21 protein-coding genes are annotated in these 16905 nt (G+C 69.9%); 2 read left to right on the top strand and 19 right to left on the bottom strand.

The features are described from left to right. Positions 1–52: 52 nt before the first annotated feature. The 7 genes from trhA to MKK58_RS21630 all read right to left on the bottom strand — a co-directional run bounded on the left by trhA (position 53) and on the right by MKK58_RS21630 (position 5115). A complete protein-coding gene (gene trhA / locus MKK58_RS21660) occupies positions 53–733 on the bottom strand; it encodes a PAQR family membrane homeostasis protein TrhA (protein WP_243914677.1) in 681 nt (226 codons plus the stop codon). A 119-nt stretch (positions 734–852) separates the two neighbouring features. Then, positions 853–1062 carry a hypothetical protein gene (locus MKK58_RS21655; RefSeq protein ID WP_243914675.1) on the bottom strand — a complete coding sequence of 70 codons (210 nt, stop codon included), beginning with the start codon at positions 1060–1062 and terminating at the stop codon, positions 853–855. A gap of 142 nt (positions 1063–1204) precedes the next feature. Further along, positions 1205–2344 carry a COX15/CtaA family protein gene (locus MKK58_RS21650; protein WP_409565287.1) on the bottom strand — a complete coding sequence of 380 codons (1140 nt, stop codon included), beginning with the start codon at positions 2342–2344 and terminating at the stop codon, positions 1205–1207. A gap of 72 nt (positions 2345–2416) precedes the next feature. Beyond that, on the bottom strand, positions 2417–2581 hold the full coding sequence (locus MKK58_RS21645) for a hypothetical protein (protein ID WP_243914673.1): 165 nt from the start codon (positions 2579–2581) through the stop codon (positions 2417–2419). Between the two features lie 77 nt (positions 2582–2658). Next, positions 2659–2943: a hypothetical protein gene (locus MKK58_RS27170; RefSeq protein ID WP_243914828.1), complete on the bottom strand. Its 285-nt coding sequence runs from the start codon at positions 2941–2943 to the stop codon at positions 2659–2661. Between the two features lie 5 nt (positions 2944–2948). Next, positions 2949–3134 carry a hypothetical protein gene (locus tag MKK58_RS21635; RefSeq protein ID WP_243914671.1) on the bottom strand — a complete coding sequence of 62 codons (186 nt, stop codon included), beginning with the start codon at positions 3132–3134 and terminating at the stop codon, positions 2949–2951. Positions 3135–3306: 172 nt separating this feature from the next. After that, complete coding sequence (locus MKK58_RS21630) at positions 3307–5115, bottom strand: adenine deaminase C-terminal domain-containing protein (protein WP_243914669.1); 1809 nt, start codon at positions 5113–5115, stop codon at positions 3307–3309. A gap of 262 nt (positions 5116–5377) precedes the next feature. Between MKK58_RS21630 and MKK58_RS21625 the strand changes: the two genes are divergently transcribed. Further along, positions 5378–5632 (top strand): hypothetical protein, encoded by a 255-nt coding sequence (locus MKK58_RS21625; RefSeq protein WP_243914668.1) that lies wholly within the window; start codon positions 5378–5380, stop codon positions 5630–5632. Between the two features lie 15 nt (positions 5633–5647). On the opposite strand, the gene MKK58_RS21620 is transcribed toward MKK58_RS21625, so the two are convergent. The 9 genes from MKK58_RS21620 to MKK58_RS21580 form a co-directional block, all read right to left on the bottom strand. Further along, complete coding sequence (locus MKK58_RS21620; RefSeq protein ID WP_243914667.1) at positions 5648–5863, bottom strand: alkylphosphonate utilization protein; 216 nt, start codon at positions 5861–5863, stop codon at positions 5648–5650. Positions 5864–5876: 13 nt separating this feature from the next. Continuing rightward, positions 5877–6080 carry a hypothetical protein gene (locus MKK58_RS21615; RefSeq protein WP_243914666.1) on the bottom strand — a complete coding sequence of 68 codons (204 nt, stop codon included), beginning with the start codon at positions 6078–6080 and terminating at the stop codon, positions 5877–5879. A gap of 153 nt (positions 6081–6233) precedes the next feature. Then, positions 6234–6848 (bottom strand): PepSY domain-containing protein, encoded by a 615-nt coding sequence (locus tag MKK58_RS21610; RefSeq protein ID WP_243914665.1) that lies wholly within the window; start codon positions 6846–6848, stop codon positions 6234–6236. A 114-nt stretch (positions 6849–6962) separates the two neighbouring features. After that, on the bottom strand, positions 6963–7727 hold the full coding sequence (locus tag MKK58_RS21605) for an SOS response-associated peptidase (protein ID WP_243914664.1): 765 nt from the start codon (positions 7725–7727) through the stop codon (positions 6963–6965). A 202-nt stretch (positions 7728–7929) separates the two neighbouring features. After that, positions 7930–8934, bottom strand: a complete 1005-nt coding sequence (locus tag MKK58_RS21600; protein ID WP_243914663.1) for a magnesium transporter CorA family protein — start codon at positions 8932–8934, stop codon at positions 7930–7932. Positions 8935–8944: 10 nt separating this feature from the next. Then, a complete protein-coding gene (locus MKK58_RS21595; RefSeq protein WP_243914662.1) occupies positions 8945–9805 on the bottom strand; it encodes an SDR family oxidoreductase in 861 nt (286 codons plus the stop codon). A gap of 30 nt (positions 9806–9835) precedes the next feature. After that, positions 9836–10654 carry an SDR family NAD(P)-dependent oxidoreductase gene (locus tag MKK58_RS21590; protein WP_243914827.1) on the bottom strand — a complete coding sequence of 273 codons (819 nt, stop codon included), beginning with the start codon at positions 10652–10654 and terminating at the stop codon, positions 9836–9838. 53 nt (positions 10655–10707) lie between these two features. After that, the gene (locus MKK58_RS21585) at positions 10708–11466 is read right to left on the bottom strand and encodes an enoyl-CoA hydratase-related protein (protein WP_243914661.1); all 759 of its coding nucleotides are present in this window, start codon (positions 11464–11466) and stop codon (positions 10708–10710) included. Positions 11467–11503: 37 nt separating this feature from the next. Continuing rightward, complete coding sequence (locus tag MKK58_RS21580; RefSeq protein WP_243914659.1) at positions 11504–13267, bottom strand: acyl-CoA dehydrogenase; 1764 nt, start codon at positions 13265–13267, stop codon at positions 11504–11506. Positions 13268–13388: 121 nt separating this feature from the next. On the opposite strand from MKK58_RS21580, the gene MKK58_RS21575 reads away from it, so the two are divergent. After that, positions 13389–14402, top strand: a complete 1014-nt coding sequence (locus MKK58_RS21575) for an L-threonylcarbamoyladenylate synthase (RefSeq protein WP_243914657.1) — start codon at positions 13389–13391, stop codon at positions 14400–14402. A 174-nt stretch (positions 14403–14576) separates the two neighbouring features. Here MKK58_RS21575 and greA read toward each other — a convergent pair whose 3' ends face one another. The 3 genes from greA to MKK58_RS21560 form a co-directional block, all read right to left on the bottom strand. Next, on the bottom strand, positions 14577–15038 hold the full coding sequence (gene greA / locus MKK58_RS21570) for a transcription elongation factor GreA (protein ID WP_243914655.1): 462 nt from the start codon (positions 15036–15038) through the stop codon (positions 14577–14579). A gap of 37 nt (positions 15039–15075) precedes the next feature. Continuing rightward, positions 15076–16062, bottom strand: coding sequence for an MDR family oxidoreductase (locus MKK58_RS21565; RefSeq protein ID WP_243914653.1), 987 nt, complete (start codon positions 16060–16062; stop codon positions 15076–15078). 86 nt (positions 16063–16148) lie between these two features. After that, positions 16149–16736, bottom strand: a complete 588-nt coding sequence (locus tag MKK58_RS21560; protein WP_243914652.1) for a hypothetical protein — start codon at positions 16734–16736, stop codon at positions 16149–16151. Positions 16737–16905 lie beyond the last annotated feature (169 nt).

The following is a 16905-nucleotide window of genomic DNA, read 5'->3' as shown; positions in this document are numbered from 1 at the left end:
CTGAACGTGAAAATCCGGCCGCTGGGAGCGGCCGGATTTTTCGTGTGTGTCTTCAGATCCCGGCGCTCATCACCGTGCTGAGCACGGCGCCGAAATGGCAGGCGGTCGCCGCGAGGACGAAGGCGTGCCAGATCGCGTTCTGGTAAGGCAGGCTGCGCCAGACGTGGAAGATCACGCCGACCGAGTAGAGCAGGCCGCCGAAGGCGAGGAGCCAGAGGGCATCCGGGCCGAGCCGGCCGATGACCGCGTCGTAGGCGACGACCCCGCTCCAGCCGAGAGTGAGGTAGAGACCGATGGCGGCGCGATCGTAGCGGCCCGGCAGCGCCAGCTTCAGGGCCATGCCGATGGCGGCCACGATCCAGACCGTGCCGAGAAGGCCCCAGGCCGGTGTTCCGTCACCCACGATGGCGACGAGGGGCGTATAGGTCCCGGCGATCATGAGGTAGATCAGGGCATGGTCGGCACGGCGCAGGAGCCATTTGCGCCGGGACACCGGCCACATGTTGTAGGTGGCCGAGACGCCCAGCATCGAGACGAGGCCGGCCGCGTAGATGGCAACGCCGGTCCGCTCGACCCAATCGAGTGGTGAGAGCGCCGCGATCACCACGATGCCGATGGCACCGGCGACGCCGAAGGCGACGCCGATGACGTGGATGGCGCCGTCCGCCAGCATCTCGCGGCGCGTGTAGTTCCAGGTTACTCCCGTTGGGCGTCCGTCGTCCGCTAATAGCATCGCCGACCTCCGGTTTATCTCCGAAGGCTACGCTTCAATCGGTTGCAGCGTTCCCTGCGGCAAATACCGACTCGTGTTCATCAACACCTATCTTTTCGACGTAGCGGCGCGCCGTGTCCCTAGCCCGGAAGGATGTTCGGGTAGCGGCTGACGATGGCTATCGCCCAGACGGCACCGAGCAGACCGGTGAGGCCGAGGATGAGCGGCCAGGGATGCGGCTTGCGGGGCTCGGGGCCTGGGACTTCCGGTGGACGGGTCGTGGCGGTTGCGGGCTGGCCGGGGGCTGAGGACGGGGCGTTCGTGGGGCGTTCGATGTCGGCGTCCTGCATCCAGGTCTGATCCTCTCGTGTTCAGGTCGGGTCACCGCGACGACGCAGGTCGTGGTCCCGACAGGGGCGTTGAACGCCCGAGGGGTCAGAGTGGTTCGCTGCACTGCAAACGCGATGTGGCGATCCACACATCGCGGGCGGATCAGGCGGCCCGGCCCGCCAGAGTCTCGAAGCCGAAGGGCGTGGTCGGGCTCTCGAGGTTCGGCGTCGTCGCGGCCACGGATCGGGTGGCACGGGCATGGACGGTCGCCATCGTCAGCACCGCCATCGCAAAGACCTGATGCGACAGGGCGGCCCAGAGGGGGACGGCGAGCAGCAGGGTGAGGATGCCGAGGCAGGCCTGGGCCACGACGAGGCCCGCGATCCCCGTGGCACGCCGGGCGAGGCCCGAGCCCGGCCACGTACGCCGCGCGTCGAGGGCGTGCGCGAGCGCCAGCGCCAGCAGCAGGTAGGCCGTCAGACGGTGGTTGAACTGAACCAGGGTGAGGTTGTCGACGAAGTTTTCGATCCAGGGCGAGACCGCGAAGAGTTCGCTCGCGGGCGGCACCAGCATGCCGTTCATGCTCGGCCAGGTGTTGTAGACGAGGCCGGCCTTCGAGCCGGCCACGAGCCCGCCGAGGAAGATCTGTGCGAGCACGAGGCCCATGATCGCCACCGCCGTCACGCGCAGGCGCGCGGGTTCGGGCGGCGCGACGCGCGGGCGCAGGCCGGCGGCGAGCCAGACCAGGCCCGCCAGGATCAGGCTCGCCGTGGTGAGGTGCAGGGCGAGCTTGAGAGGCGCCACCGCCGTCATGCCGGGCTGAAGGCCCGAGGCCACCATGATCCAGCCGATCGCGCCCTGCAGGCCGCCGAGGAGGCCGAGACCGAGGAGGCCGAGGCCGAGGCGGCGGGTCAGCGCTCCGCGCCACCAGAACCAGAGCAGCGGCAGGAAGAAGACGAGGCCGACGACGCGCCCGAGGAGGCGGTGACCCCATTCCCAGGCATAGAGCACCTTGAAGTCGGACAGCCCCATGCCCTGGTTCAGGATGCGGTACTGCGGCGTGTCCTTGTACTTGTCGAATTCCGCCGCCCAGGCCTCGGCCGAGAGGGGCGGAACCGCCCCGGTGACGGGGCGCCACTCGGTGATGGAAAGCCCGGACCCGGTCAGCCGCGTCGCGCCGCCGACGGCCACCATCCCGACGACGAGGGCCGCCAGAAGGTAGAGCCATACCTTCACGGCGCGCTGTCCCGCGGGCGGTCGGGCGGCCGTCTCACCCACTGGCGCCACGTCCGCTTTCGTCACGTCCCCTTGCGCCACGTCGCATCCCCTATCCGGTCGGCAGGCTGTCCGGCCTGTCCGAAGATGGGAAGCGAGTTAGGCGAGGTAGGCGCTGTGGGCAACGCTCTGCGACGACGCACCGTCCGGAGCGGCGGACCGCGCGGCGCGCTCGACCGCCAAGTCACGCTCACGGTTGACTGAAAGAAGCGCCAGGGTGGCAACCACGAGCCAGGGCCCGGCAATTCCGATGAAGAACGTCATCCGCCCGCCTCTACAGCGCTTCGCTTGGCTCCGGATGATAGGCGAGCCGTGCCGCTTCGCAAGCAGCTTTGCTGCGATCAGGTCAGCGCCCGAGCGAAATTCCAGGCGAGGCCCGACAGGACAGCCGCCCCGAGGCAGCGCCGCCAGGGATTCACGCCACGGATGATCTCGTCCAACGCCCAGTAGGCCAGGGCCAGGGTGCCGAGTCCGCGCAGCAGGATACCGGCGCGGCCCTCCGGCGCGATCAGCCAGTCTGTCAGCGCGCAGGCCGCGAAGACGAGGAGCGGCGCGTTCGGCGCCTGCGCGATCGTGATCGCCCCGGTCGTCCGGTCACGGAAGAACCAGTCTCCGGCGCGGCGGATCGCGCTCAGGTCGGCACGCCCGTATTGGCCCGGCGCATGGGGGCGCAGATCTCGGGCGAGACCTTGTCGAGGTGCTCGCAGGCATTGCGCAGATACCAGGCCCGGAGTTCGGGCTGGCCGGGGGCCACGTACATGCCCACGAGCACGAACGCGATGGCGCCGACGATGACGAGGGTGAGCAGGCTACGCATGGGCGACTCCGGAGGACGGCTCCGCGTCCACCCGCGCGACAAAGAAACAGCCCGCCCACCGGAGAGCGGTGTGCAGGCTGGATGAGCTTGGGAGGATCGAGAGGCTGTTGAGACCTGTCCGAACAACGACGCGCTGCGGCGATGGTTCCCGGTCTTCGAGCCGGAACCGTACTCAGGCGGCCTCGAACAGGGGCACGATGCGCATGCCCGGCACCAGGACGAGACCCTTGTCGGTGATGCGGATCTCCGGGATCACCGAGAGCGGGATCAGGTTGAAGCCCATGTAGGGGATGGTGCAGCCGGCCCGGTCCCAGGCTTCCTTGAGGACCCGCACCTCCTCGGCCACGGCGGTGACGCGCTTGTCCGATAGGAGCCCCGCCACCGGCAGCGGCACCAGGGCGACGACGCGCCCGTCCTCGACCACGCAGACGCCGCCCTGGATCCCGCTGAGCGCATCGAGGGCGACGCGCATGTCGGCCTCGTTGAGGCCGGCGACGATGACGTTGTGCGAATCGTGGCCAACACTGCTCGCCACCGCGCCGCGCTTCAGCCCGAAGGCGCGCAGCAGGCCGTGGGCGAGATTTCCGGCGCGGCCGTGGCGCTCGATCACGGTGACGAAGCAGAGGTCGTTTTCCGCCAGCGTCGCGGCCCAGTCGATGCCGGGCACGAGATCGACGACCTCGTGGGTGAGCTCGATGCCGGGCAGCGTGGTGCGGATCGCGTTGATCCGGCACGGCTCCGTCGGCAGTTCGGGGATCAGCGCGGGAAGCGGGTCGGGCAGGTGCATGGTGGCGTAGGCCGGCGCCGGGTAGCGATAGGGGCGCGACAGGGCGGCCTCGAGGATCGGCGTGATCCGGCGGTTCTCGATGACCAGTTCGCCCCCATACCAGGTGGATTGGGGCACGAGATCGTCGTCGAGGAGCACGAGGTCGGCCCGGCGACCGCCGCCGAAGCCGCCGATCTCGCCGTCGAGGCCGTAGCGGGTGGCCGGGTGCAGCGAGCCCATCGACCACGCCTGCACCTTTGGGATGCCCATGCGGACCGCCTCGCGCACGACCCAGTCGAGGCCGAAGGCGAGGAGGTCCTGCGCGTCGCGGTCGTCCGTGCAGACGCAGATCCGCTTGGCGGCGGCACCGTAATCCAGCATCGTGCCGATGGCCTTGGGCAGGCTGTGCCAGGGCGTGGTCGGTGGACCGCCGCGCAGGTAGATCCAGAGGCCCGCCTCCAAGAGGTCGTCTGCGATGTCGCGGTCGATGGCCTCGTGCGTGTCGGTGACGCCGCTGGCGGCGTAGGCGGCCACGAACTCGCGCCCGTAGATGTGGCCCGAGACCGGGCGGCCTCGCTCCAGGGAGGCCCGGATGATGGCGTGAGCGCGGGCATCGCCCTCACAGACCGCGACGAAGTCCATCTTCTCGCCGAGGCCGATCGCCTCCGGCCAGGCATCGAACAGGGCCGCGATCTTGGCCGCGTCGAGATCGCCGCCGGCCGTCTCCAGGTCGGGCGACGTCGCCGGCACGGTGCTCGGCACCGTGAGGTAGATGTTGAGGGGCGCCGCGCGGGCATCCTCCAGCATCCAGGCGATGCCGTCGCTGTCGAGGACATTGCCGATCTCGTGGCTGTCGCAGACGATGGTGGTGGTGCCGTTGAGGAGCGCGGCCTCAGCATAGGCGCAGGCCGTGACCATGCTGCTCTCGATGTGCAGGTGCGGATCCACGAGCCCCGGCGCGAGCAGGCCGCCGCCGAGGTCGTGGCGCGGCGCTCCGCCCCGGTAGGTGCCCGCCGGCTTGACGGCGGCGATCCGGCCGCCGGCGATCCAAACCTCACGATCGGGCAGGATGCGCTCGGAATAGGTCGAGAGCAGGCGTGCGCCGGTGAGGACGCGGTCGGGCTCGGCCCGGCCTGAAGCGACCGCCGCGAGGTGACGCGTCATGCGGCTCAAGGGTTCGACGGAAAAGCGCGTCAGCGTTCGCGTGTCGGTCATGCGATCTCCGAAGGCGGGCCTATGCCGCCGCGCATGCATCGTGCCAGAGGCGCCCCGCGCGCGACAGCGGCCGGGTGTGGCTTGTCAAAGGCGCCGTCCGGCACCATCTAGGCGACATGCCGGTCGCGACTCGCGTCGCTCGATCGGAGACGGCCACGATGCAGGGCCAGGGTGACGCCGGATGTACGCGCACCCGCCACGCCCGCATCCGTGGCCGTTGGCTTTTCCCCCGTCCGCCGTCCAAGTTCGAGCGTGTTTCCCCATGGCCAAGCGTACCAAGTCGAAACCGCAGGAGCGCGGCTCCGTCCTGTTCGACGTCCTCTACGAAGACGAGTCCCGCGCCTCGAACCGGCGCGTTCCGATGGAGATCCTCGGCGGCCTCGACGGGGACGCCCCGGCCCGCGAGCTCATCGAAGAGCAGGACCGGGCGATTTCGGAGAAGTCGGGCCGACCGCTCCGCGCAATCCGCAGTCTCACTCGCTCGCCGCCCCGTCCCATGAACATCGGCGACGAGTAGGTCCCGCCCTTCGGCTCAGGCTTTCTTGAGGAAGGCGGTCTTCAGAACCAGGCCCTTCACCTTCTCGGCGTTGCATTCGATCTCCCCCGGATCGTCGGTGAGGCGGATGTTCTTGACCAGGGTGCCGCGTTTCAGGGTGGTGGAGGTGCCCTTCACCTTCAGGTCCTTGATCAGCGTCACCAAATCGCCGTCGGCGAGCTTGGTGCCGTTCGAATCCCGTGTCTCGTCCATGTCGGTGCCGGCTTCAGTGCCCGGCCGGGACGTAGGGGCGGCCGGCATCGACCAGGGCCCGGTCGACGGCCTCGATGGCGAGCAGGATGCGGGTCAGATCCTCGGCGGCCGAGGGAGCGGCGACCTCGCTGGCCCCGATGCGGCGGGCGAGCGCCCCGCGCTGGCGGGCGAGGCTGGCCCGGGCCAGGTTCATGGTTTCGATCTCGTCCGACGTCATGCTGCCCTCGTCCCTGCGGCCGCCCCGGAGGGCTTGCCGTGACCGATGCGGTCTTTATGCGTCCGATGCAACTGCGTCGCGTGCGCGGGCCCGCATCGGCCCGGGGACCGGGCGCCCCCGCTTTCGGAGCGCCCGGCATCATCGAGGAGTCGGTCAGTCGTTCTTCACCGTGCCGTCCGGTCCGACCTTGATCTTCTGCTCACGGTCCGTGAGCGCGACCTTGATCTCGTACTCGACGGCCTTGCCCTCGCGCTCCACCTCGGCCTCGTAGGCCTTGCTGCCCGGGGCCTTCTGCTCGGCCAACGCGATCGCGTCCTTGAGCGAGACCTTGGCGTTCTGGAAGTCCGCGGGCTTCAGGCGGGTGAAGTAGCGCTCGATCGGCTGGTTCTCGGTCTTGTAGAGTTCGCCCGTGTCGGCGTTGATGCCGTACTCGACGAGCTTGCCGCTCGGGTAGACGACCTTGATCGCGTAGTGCGCGGGGTTCTTGCTGTCGGCCTTTTCGAAGTCGGCGTCGATGGCGCGGCCACCCTTCTCCTCGCCCTTGGCCTCCGCCGTGGCGATCGCCGACGCCAGGCTGGTCTTGGCGGATTTGGCGACCTGCCACTCCTTCAGGCTGTCGTTCTTCTGGGTCGCTTCGGTGGCGGTCGCGGCCCGGCCAGTGTTCTCGGGGTTCTTGGTCAGGTCAGGGTTCTGGGCCGATGCGGCGCCGGCCGTGAGGGCGAGAAGGCTGGCGGCCGCGGCGATGCGGAGCGGGTTCAGGATAGACATGGCGGGTCTCCCGTTTTCGGGTTGGTGTTGCCTGTCCTGAACGACCAGAGGGCGGTTTCGTTGCGCTGCGAGAGACCGTGTCGACCGCCATTTTCGTGCACGGGGGCATCGTCGTCAGAAGAGCGCGCCCTGCGCGTCTTCGTCGCTGGAGCGCGGCGCCGTCGCGGCGGGCGCGTCCGTCTTCGGCGGGCCGGGACGCGGCGCGGCCAGGGGTTCGATCAGGTCGGGCGCATCGGTGCGCGCATCGTTCACCCGTGGGCTGACGGGATCGAGGGTCAACCATTCGTCCGGGCAGGGCCGGCAGAGGCCCACGGCCGCGTCCGGTTCGACACTGCGCGTGTCGAGCCAGGGTTCGATCTGATCGGGCGCCAGGATCGCGGGCATCCGGTCGTGCACGGCGGCCATGGTTCCGTTGGCGTCCGTCGTGACAATGGCGGCGGTGTCCACCTCCGAGCCGTCGGCCCCGAGCCAGTTCTCCCAGAGACCGGCGAGCGCCATGGGCTTGCCGTCGGCGCGGCGGATCATGAAGGGGGTCTTCGTGGCCCCCCTGCCCTTCCCCTCCCGGCGCCACTCGTAGAAGCCGTCGGCCAGGAAGACGCAGCGGCGATGGCGCAGGGCGCCGCGGAAGGTCGGCTTCTCCCGAAGGGTCTCGGCCCGCGCATTGATGACGAGGGGAAAGTCCTTCGGGTCCTTGACCCAGCTCGGCCAGAGGCCCCAGCGGACCAGCCTGAACTGCCGCCGCCCCCCCTCCACGAGCACCACCGGGACGGGCTGGGTCGGGGCCACGTTGTAGCGTGGCGGGAAGTTCGGCATCTCCGCGTAGCCGTAGAAGGTCCGAAAGATCTCGGGGGCCTGGGCGATGAAGAAGCGTCCGCACATCGACGAGAGATCCCGAAATCCGGCTCGACGGGTCGAGCGCCATCCTGCGATACGCAGTTCCCCGTATGCCGCCTTTCGAGCGGATCTCACAAGACGTCCGCCGCGCCTCGTATAGAGAGCGAGAACCGGCGCCGATCGGGAGTTCCGCGAGGCTCTCAGCCGTGGATTTCACGGGCGGCCCGATGCGCCGCGAGAGATCTCCTCAGAGCCAGCGCTTCCAGCGGAAGAACACGTATGGAAGCACGGCCGCCACGACCATCATGACGATCGCCATCGGGTATCCGAACCCCCAGTCGAGTTCCGGCATGGCCTTGAAGTTCATGCCGTAGATCGACGCGATCAGGGTCGGCGGCATGAAGACCACCGCCATGACCGAGAACAGCTTGATGATGTTGTTCTGCTCCAGGTTCACGAGGCCGAGGGTGGCGTCGAGGAGGAACTGGATCTTCGAGGACAGGAAGGTGGCGTGCTCCTCGAGCGACTGGAGGTCGCGCAGGGTGGAGCGCACGTCTTCCCGCAACTCCCGCGGGGCCTTGGCGGTGCGGTAGGTCGCCGAGAGCGAGAGCAGGATGCGCTCCATCGAGACGAGGCTCTCGCGCTGCTTCGAGATGAGGTCGCCGTGGCGCCCGAGGGCCCGCAGCGTATCCTGCAGGGCGGTGTTGCGTGCGCTCGGGTCCTCCTTCTCCTCGAAGATCTTGCCCGAGAGCCGGTCGATGCGCTCGCCCTGGAGCTGGAGCACGTCCGCCGCCCGGTCGATCACCGTCTCGATGAGGCCGGCCAGGATGGTCTCGCCCGAGGGGATGGCGGAGGGACCGTTGCCCGTTGAGCGGCCGGCGCGCTGCGTGTACATCCGGAAGGCCTGCGGCTCCTCGTAGCGCACCGTCACGAGGCGGTTGCCGCGCAGGATGAAGGTGATGCCGGCCAGGCCCGGTTCCTCGGATTCGCTGACCTTGCTCAGCACGCGGCCGGTCATGTAGCGCGCTCCGTCCTCCACGTAGAGGAGTTCGGAGGGCTCGATGTCCTTCATCTCCTCGCGGGTCGGCACCGAGATGCCCATGAACGCCTCGACCTTCAGGTCCTCCTCCCGGCTCGGCCGCACCATATCGAGCCAGACGGTGTCGTCGGGGATCGGCTCCTGCAGTTCGAGGGAACGGCGCTCGAGCAGGGTCTGCCCGGCGCCGGCGACCGGCTGGTGGATGAAGATCACGCGGGATGTCTCAGGCGAAGGCCCCGGGAGGCGGTGTGCTCGCATCCGGCACGAAGAAGTCCGGCGCAAGAGGGATGCCGGATGTGACGCGGTATTTTGAAAAGTCCGTGACACCCTGCTCGGCCAGGAAGCTGTCGTCGATGAGGAAGCGGCCAGTGACCTCCCGCGCGTTCAGGCCGAACAGCGCGTGGGCGGCGTCCGCCAGGATCTCGGGCGTGCGGCTCGCCTGCATCAGGGCCTCGCCGCCGAGGAGGTTCTTCACGGCGGCCGTGGCGATGGTGGTGCGCGGCCAGAGCGCGTTCACCGCGATGCCCTGGCGCTTCAGCTCGCCCGCCAGCCCCAACACGCAGAGCGACATGCCGTACTTGGCAATGGAATAAGCCAGATGCGGCGCGAACCACTTCTCGGACATGTCGAGGGGCGGCGACAGCATGACGATGTGCGGATTCTGCGCCTTGGCCAGATGCGGGATCGCATACTTGCTGACCATGTAGGTGCCGCGCGTGTTGATGCCGTGCATCAGGTCGAAGCGCTTCATCTCCGTCTCGGGCGTCCGGGTCAGCGAAATCGCGCTGGCGTTGTTCACCACGATGTCGATGCCGCCGAAAATCTCCGCCGTCCTGGCTATGGCCGAAGCCACGCTGTCCTCGTCGCGGACATCCACCAGGAGCGGCAGCGCCCGGCCACCCGCCGCCTCGATGGCGGCGGCGGCGGTGTGGATGGTGCCCTCCAGCTTCGGATGCGGCGTGTCGGTCTTGGCCGCGATCGCGATGTTCGCGCCGTCCCGAGCCGCCCGCAGGGCGATGGCGAGGCCGATCCCACGGGAAGCCCCGGTAATGAATAACGTTTTGCCCTGAAGCGATCCGCTCATGTCTCAGGTCTCCCCTCTTAGATTTCTTGTTCAAGATTCTCGGGCGTCGATCTGGAACCGGGCTGGCTGCGTGCCGTCCGCATCGGTGAAGCCGTAATCGGCGGCGAGATCGCCGGCATGGAGGATCTGTCCGGCCCGGCCCGCCACATCCGGGTCGGCGGCCAGGGCGGCGAGCGCCCGCCCCGCATAGAGCGGGCTCTCGGTGGCCCGGTCGGCGTGGCCGATGTCGACCGCGCGCTCGGTGCGCACGAAGCCGGGCGAGAGTCCGAGCGCGGTGACGCCGTGCGGCGCAAGTTCCTGCGCGCAGGCATAGGCGAGCCGGTTCGTGGTGGCCTTGGCCAGGTCGTAGAAGATGTCGCCGAGGTAGCCTGGCGCGGTGTCGAAGGAGACGAAGGCGAGGAGGCCGGCTCTGGTCGAGATCATCGGGGGGGCGACCGCGCGGGCGAAGAGCAGCGCCGGGTACGGACCGCTCCCGAAGAACTCCGAGAACGGCTCGGCCGAGCGGCGCCAGAACGGTGTCCCCCAGGCGGCGCCGTCGGCGTAGCGCTCGCCGTCATAGCCCTCGTTGCCGCCCCAGACGCTGGAGACGGCCACATCGATGCGGCCGAACCGGCGTAAGGTCCAGTGGACTAGCGTGTCGACCGCCCGCTCGCTGGTATGGTCGCAGAGGTAGTGATGCCCTTCGCCGCCGGCGGCATCGACGGCACGGGCCGTATCCTCAATGAATTCGGACCGGCCCTCCGTGCGCGGCCCCGTCTCGCTGGAGCGCGCCGTGACGATGACGGTGGCGCCGGCCTCGCCGAGCCCCCGGGCGATGCCCCGCCCGACCCCGCGCGAGGCCCCGGCCACGAGGCAGATCTTTCCACGCAGATCCGGAGTCTTGGATAGGACGGGTCCGGCGCTCACGCCGGCTTGGCCCGGCCGAGGAAGCGCGCGAAGGCCGCCTGGGCTTCCGGCGCCCGCAGGCGTTCCTCGAAAGCGACGGCCTCGGCCTCGAGGGCGGCTTCCATCGCGGCTTGGTCACCGCGGATCAGCGCCCGCGTCGCCTGCACCGCGCCGCGCGGGAGCCCGGCGAGGCGCGCCCCTTGCGCCTGGGCGTGTTCCAGCAGCAGCCCGGCCGGCATCACCTCATTGACGAGGCCGAGGCCGAGCGCCTCGTCCGCGTCGAAGCCCTGGCTCAGGAGCAGCATCTCGGTAGCCTTGAGGAGCCCGACCCGGCGCGGCAGCAGGTAGCTGGAGGCTGCCTCCGGCACGAGGCCGAGCTCCACGAAGGGCATGCGGAAGCGGGCCGCCGGGCTGGCATAGACGAGGTCGCAATGCAGGGTCAGGGTCGTGCCGATCCCGACCGCGATTCCGTCCACCGCGGCGATCATCGGCGTGCGGGTGCGGGCGAGTTGGCGGATGAACTGCAGGGCCGGCGCCTCGCGGAACGGCTTGCTCGCGCCCGCCACGAAGTCCGCGAGGTCGTTGCCGGCGCTGAACGCGCCCGGCACCCCGGCGAACACCACGGCACCGATGGCGTCAGCCGCATCGGCCTGCGCTAGGGCACCCCGCATGGCGTCGTACATGGCGCCGGTCAGGGCGTTCTTCTTCTCGGGTCGGTCGATGCGGATGAGGCGGACGCCGTCGGCCGTGTCCTCAATCGCGATGTGCTCGCTCATGTCGCCCTGCCCCCGATCCCGTGCGGTTTCAGCCCTGTCAGCTCGCCAGGGCGAGTTCGGCGTCGTCTGTGAAGTGTCCGCCGGCGACGATGCTCGCCTCCAGCCCCTCGCCGGCGGTGAGCAGGTTGTCGGCAAAGAAGCGCGCGAGCGCGATCCGGCCGGCATGGGCCGGGTCGGTCTCTCCCGCCTTCAGGGCCGCATGGGCGGCGAGCGCTTGGCGCCCGAGACAGGCCCCGCCCTGGACGAGGCCGAACAGGCGCAGATACGGCGTCGCGCCGGCGAGCGCCGTCTCGGGCCGGTTCGAGGCCAACGCCTTCAACTGGAAGCTCGTCGCCCGGTCCAGGCTCTCGATGCCGGCGCGCAGGCGGGCGCCGATGCGGCCGAAGGTCGGGTCGGGGTCTTTCAGGAAACCCTCGGCGGTGCGCCGCAGGCTCGCGATCTGCGCCCGCACCGTGGCGCCGCCATTCAGCGGCAGCTTGCGGGCGACGAGGTCGATGGCCTGGATGCCGTTGGTGCCCTCGTAGATGCCGAGGATGCGGGCGTCGCGCATGTGCTGGGCGGCGCCGGTCTCCTCCACGAAGCCCATGCCGCCATGGACCTGGACGCCCAGCGAGGTCACCTCGTTGGCGATGTCGGTGGAGAAGGCCTTGGCGACGGGGGTCAGCAGCGAGGCGCGGTCGTGGGCCGCCTGCCCCTCCGGGCCCTCCGCCGCGTCGAGGGAGTCCGCCGTGAGGTAGCAGATGCCACGGGCGGCCTGGGTGAAGGCCTTCATGGTCAGCAGCATGCGCTGCACGTCGGCATGGGCGACGATGGGGCTCGCCTCGGTGGCCCCCGGCGCCTTGCCCTGGCGCCGGTCGCGGGCGTAGCCGAGCGCCTGCTGGTAGGCGCGCTCGGCGATGCCGACGCCCTGCAGGCCGACATTGAGTCGGGCCGAGTTCATCATCGTGAACATGCAGGCGAGCCCGCGATTCTCCTGGCCGATGAGCCAGCCGATGGCGCCGCCGTGATCGCCGAAGGCCATCGAGCAGGTCGGCGAGCCGTGGATGCCGAGCTTGTGCTCGATCCCTGAGCAGCGCAGATCGTTGCGGCTGCCGTCCGGCAACACCTTCGGCACGAGGAACAGCGAGATGCCCCGGGTGCCGGCCGGCGCATCCTTGAGCCGGGCCAGCACGAGGTGGACGATGTTGTCGGTCAGGTCGTGCTCGCCGTAGGTGATGTAGATCTTCGCGCCGACGATCCGGTAGGAGCCGTCGCCGACGGGCTCGGCCCGGCTGCGCAGGAGTGCGAGGTCCGAGCCGGCCTGCGGTTCGGTCAGGTTCATGGTCGCGGTCCATTCGCCCGAGACGAGCTTGTCGAGGTAGCGCGTCTTCAGGTCGTCCGAGCCGTGCTGGGCCAGGGCCTCGATGCCGCCGGCCGTGAGGAGCGGGCAGAGGCCGAAGGCGATGCTCGCCGCGTTCCACATCTCGGTGCAGGCCGCGTTGAGGACGAGGGGCAGGCCCTGGCCGCCATGCTCGGGGTCGGCGCTGAGGCCGTTCCAGCCGCCGTCGATCCAGGTCCGGTAGGCCTCGCGCCAGCCTGGCGGGGTGGTGATGGCTCCGTCCTTGAGCGGCGTGCCGTGGCGGTCACCCACCTGGTTGAGGGGGGCGATGACCAATTCGGCGACTTTACCGGCCTCGGCCAGGATCGCCTCGGCATCCTCCAGCGCGAGGTCGCCGTGCCGGCCGGCGGCCAGGGCGGCGTCGAGCCCGGCCACGTGCCGCAGGGCGAACAGCATGTCGGCCACCGGTGCGCGATAGGTCATGATGCTTCCTCCCGCGCCTTGGTTGATCCGACGCGTGTCGCCCCGTGTTTGACGCAAGCCCCGGCCGGGCGCTAGGCCCGGGCGATCCCCGCCGAAGGGGTACGGCAAAGATAGTTTAGATATGAACGATCTCGGGTCAATCCCCGGTGATGCGATCCCGTCCGTGGCGACGCGATGCCTGAGCGACGATGCGCACGGGATGGAGGCGGCGGCCGTGCTGCTCCGCGCCGGGCAGGTCGTGGCCTTCCCCACCGAGACGGTCTACGGCCTCGGCGCCGATGCCACCGACCCGTCGGCGGTGGCGCGGATCTTCGCCGCCAAGGAGCGCCCGCGCTTAAACCCGCTGATCGCGCATCTGCCCGATGCGGACGCGGCCTTCGCCGAGGGCGTGTTCGACGACGCGGCGCGGAGCCTCGCCGCCGCGTTCTGGCCCGGGGCCCTCACGCTGGTGGTCCCGGCCGCGCCCGGCTGCCGGATCTGCGATCTCGCCCGGGCGGGCCTGCCGAGCGTCGCGCTGCGAGTGCCGGCGCCCGAGCGGACCCGGGCATTGCTGGCCCGCGTCTGCCGGCCGGTCGCGGCGCCTTCCGCCAATCGCTCGGGCCGCGTCAGTCCGACCAGCGCCGCGCACGTGCTCGCCGATCTCGACGGCCGGATCGCGGCCGTGATCGACGGCGGCGAGACGCCGGTCGGTGTCGAATCCACGGTAGTCGCCTGCCTCGGCGGTCCGCCACGGCTGCTGCGGCCGGGCGGGATCACGCGGGAGGCTCTAGAGGCGCGGCTCGGCGTCACCCTCGCGGGTTCGGAGGGCTCGGATGCGATCCATCCGGTCGGCCCGGGGTTGCTCGCTTCTCACTACGCGCCGCGGGCACAGGTTCGTCTCGACGCGACGTCCGTCTCGCCGGAGGAGGTCGCACTGCTGTTCGGGTCCGATCCGCTGCCGGGGGCGGATGCGGCCCGTGCGCGCCTCAACCTCAGTCCGGCCGGGGATCTGGCCGAGGCGGCGGCCCGCCTGTTCTCAGCCCTGCGCCAGCTCGATGGCATCGGCGCGGCGGTGATCGCGGTCGCGCCGATCCCGGAACGAGGCCTCGGCGAGGCGATCAACGACCGGCTGCGGCGCGCCTCCGCGCCGCGCTGACACTTTTTTCGAATTTCTTTGGAACCAGGGCCGGGGGACGGCGTTTGCCCATCACGAAGGCCAGTACTGCCCCCAATGGCCTTTTCCCTTCCAGGGCTCGGAGCAATCCGAGCCTTTTTTCTTGGGCCGTCACGTTTTCTAGGCCGCCCTGGGCCGTCACCGGGCATACGCGGTTCAGCCGATTTCCACGATCTCGCTCTCGTGTTCGTTCACCTCGACGACGTCGCCGACGACCTTTCCGGTCAGCGCGCGGGCCATCGGCGAGACGTACGAAATGGTGCCCTGCGCTGGATCAGCCTCGTCCTCACCAACGATGCGGTAGGTCCGGCGGCTGTCGTCCTCTGCCAGGATCGTCACCGTCGAACTGAACCGGACCACGTCGCCGGGCTCGGCCTCGACGAGTTGTGCGGAACTGCGCCGCGCCGTCCAGTAGGCGAGGTCGCGGTTGATGCGGGCGACGTCGGCCTGCGCCTCCGGGGTCAGGGCCGAGAACGCGGCCTGGAGGCGCGCGACCTCCGCCTCGATCTGGGCCATCCCCTCGGGGGTGACGAAGTTGGGATGGGACGAGATCGGGCGCTCGGGGAGATCCTCGAACACCGCGTCTCCATCCCGCTCACGGACAAATGCTTGGCTCATGCAAGCGAAAACGCCCGGCGCGTGCCCGGCGTTCCGCTCAAGCCACCTCGACCACCGTGCGCCCGCGGACCCGGCCCTCCAGGATCGCCTGCGCCACCGTGTCGACGCCGGCCAGCGGCACCGTCTGGGTCATCGCCGCGAGCTTGTCGTGATCGAGTTCCCGCGCGAGGCGTCCCCAGGCCGCCCGGCGCTTGGCCTGGGGCGTGGTCACGCTGTTGATGCCCAGAAGCGAGACACCGCGCAGGATGAAGGGGGCCACGGAGGTGGGCAGGTCCATGCCCTGCGCCAGACCGCAGGCCGCGACCGCGCCGTCCGCCTTCGTGCCGGCGAGGACGTTGGCGAGGGTGACGGAGCCGACCGCGTCCACCGCTGCCGCCCAGCGCTCCTTCGCGAGCGGCTTGCCCGGCTTGCCGAGTTCCGCGCGGTCGAGGATCTCGGCGGCACCGAGGCCGCGCAGGTAGTCGGCCTCCGAATCGCGCCCCGTCGAGGCGATGAGGTGCCAGCCGGCCCGGGCCAGGAGCGCGACGGCCACCGAACCGACGCCGCCGGATGCGCCCGTGACCAGGATCGGACCCTGCGCCGGGTTCACGCCGTGGTGGTCGAGGGCCATCAAACACAGCATCGCGGTGTATCCGGCGGTACCGATCGCCATGGCCTGGGCGGGGCTCAGGCCCTCCGGCAGCGGTACCAGCCAGTCACCCTTGACGCGGGCGCGCTCGGCGTAGGCGCCCAGATGGGTCTCGCCGACGCCCCAGCCGGTGAGCACCACCGCGTCGCCGGGCTTGTAGTCAGGGTGGTCCGAGGTCTCGACGGTGCCGGCGAAATCGATGCCGGGGATCATGGGGAAGCGGCGCACCACCGGCGACGTGCCGGTCATCGCCAGCCCGTCCTTGTAGTTCACCGTGGAGTGGGACACCCGGACGGTGACATCGCCCTCCATCAGGTCGGCATCGTCGAAATCCGTGAAGGCGAGGGATTGCCCCGTCTCGGTCTTCTCGACGACCCAAGCCTTGAACCGACCCATGGCACACCTCCGCTTTTCCAAGGCAAGGTGTGTCGGCAGCCGGTCGAATCAAGCGGCCCCGGGCGACCCGGGGCCGGTCCGCACGCTCAGTAGCCGTCGTAGATGCTGCCCCGGGAGAAGCCGAGGCCCACGCCGACATCGGCCGAACTGGCGCCCGTGATGCCGAAGGCATCGGGGATCGAGCCGATGGCGAGGCTCGGTCCGTAGGCGCCCGGATAGCCGCCCTGCCCGTAATTGGCCGGGACCCAGCCGGAGCGCGCGGGCTGCACCAGGACACGGCGGCGCACGCTGGCGTATTCCGCCGGGATCGTCTCCGGAATGGTCTGGGCGGGCTGCACCAGCACGCGGCGGTGGCGCACCGTGTATTGCGGGGGAACGTCGACCCAGCAGCCGACGAGCTCGCCGTAGGCGTCGCGGCGGGTCTGCCAGACGCGCCCGCCCGGCGCCACGAGCACGCGCTCGGACACGGTGTCGTAGACCGGCGGGACGGTGCGATAGACAGTCTCGGCCGGGCGCACGAGGACGCGCTCCGATACGGCACCGTAGACCGGGGGGGTGTTGACGTGGCGGTAGCACTCGGCGCCGCCGCAACCCCCCGCCTGGGCGGATGAGACGCTGAGGAGGGCGCCGGCGATGGCGGCGAGAAGCAGGCGTGGGGTGACCGGCGCGGTCATGACGGGTTCCTCGGGGCTCGAGACACTGAACGAAGCGGGATGTCGCGCGAAGACCGCGCGCACCTCGACGTATCAGAGGCCGCCAAGTTGCCCCGTGGGCAAGCTCAATCCCGAGTCAGGGTAAAATTAACCCAAGCTTAGGACTACTTAGATGTTTCACTGCTTAGGT

Origin of the sequence: Methylobacterium sp. J-078 (genome assembly GCF_022829285.1) — a bacterium.
GTDB lineage: Bacteria > Pseudomonadota > Alphaproteobacteria > Rhizobiales > Beijerinckiaceae > Methylobacterium.
Note: the sequence above shows the minus strand (reverse complement) of the source record. Positions and strands in the feature narration are given on the sequence as shown.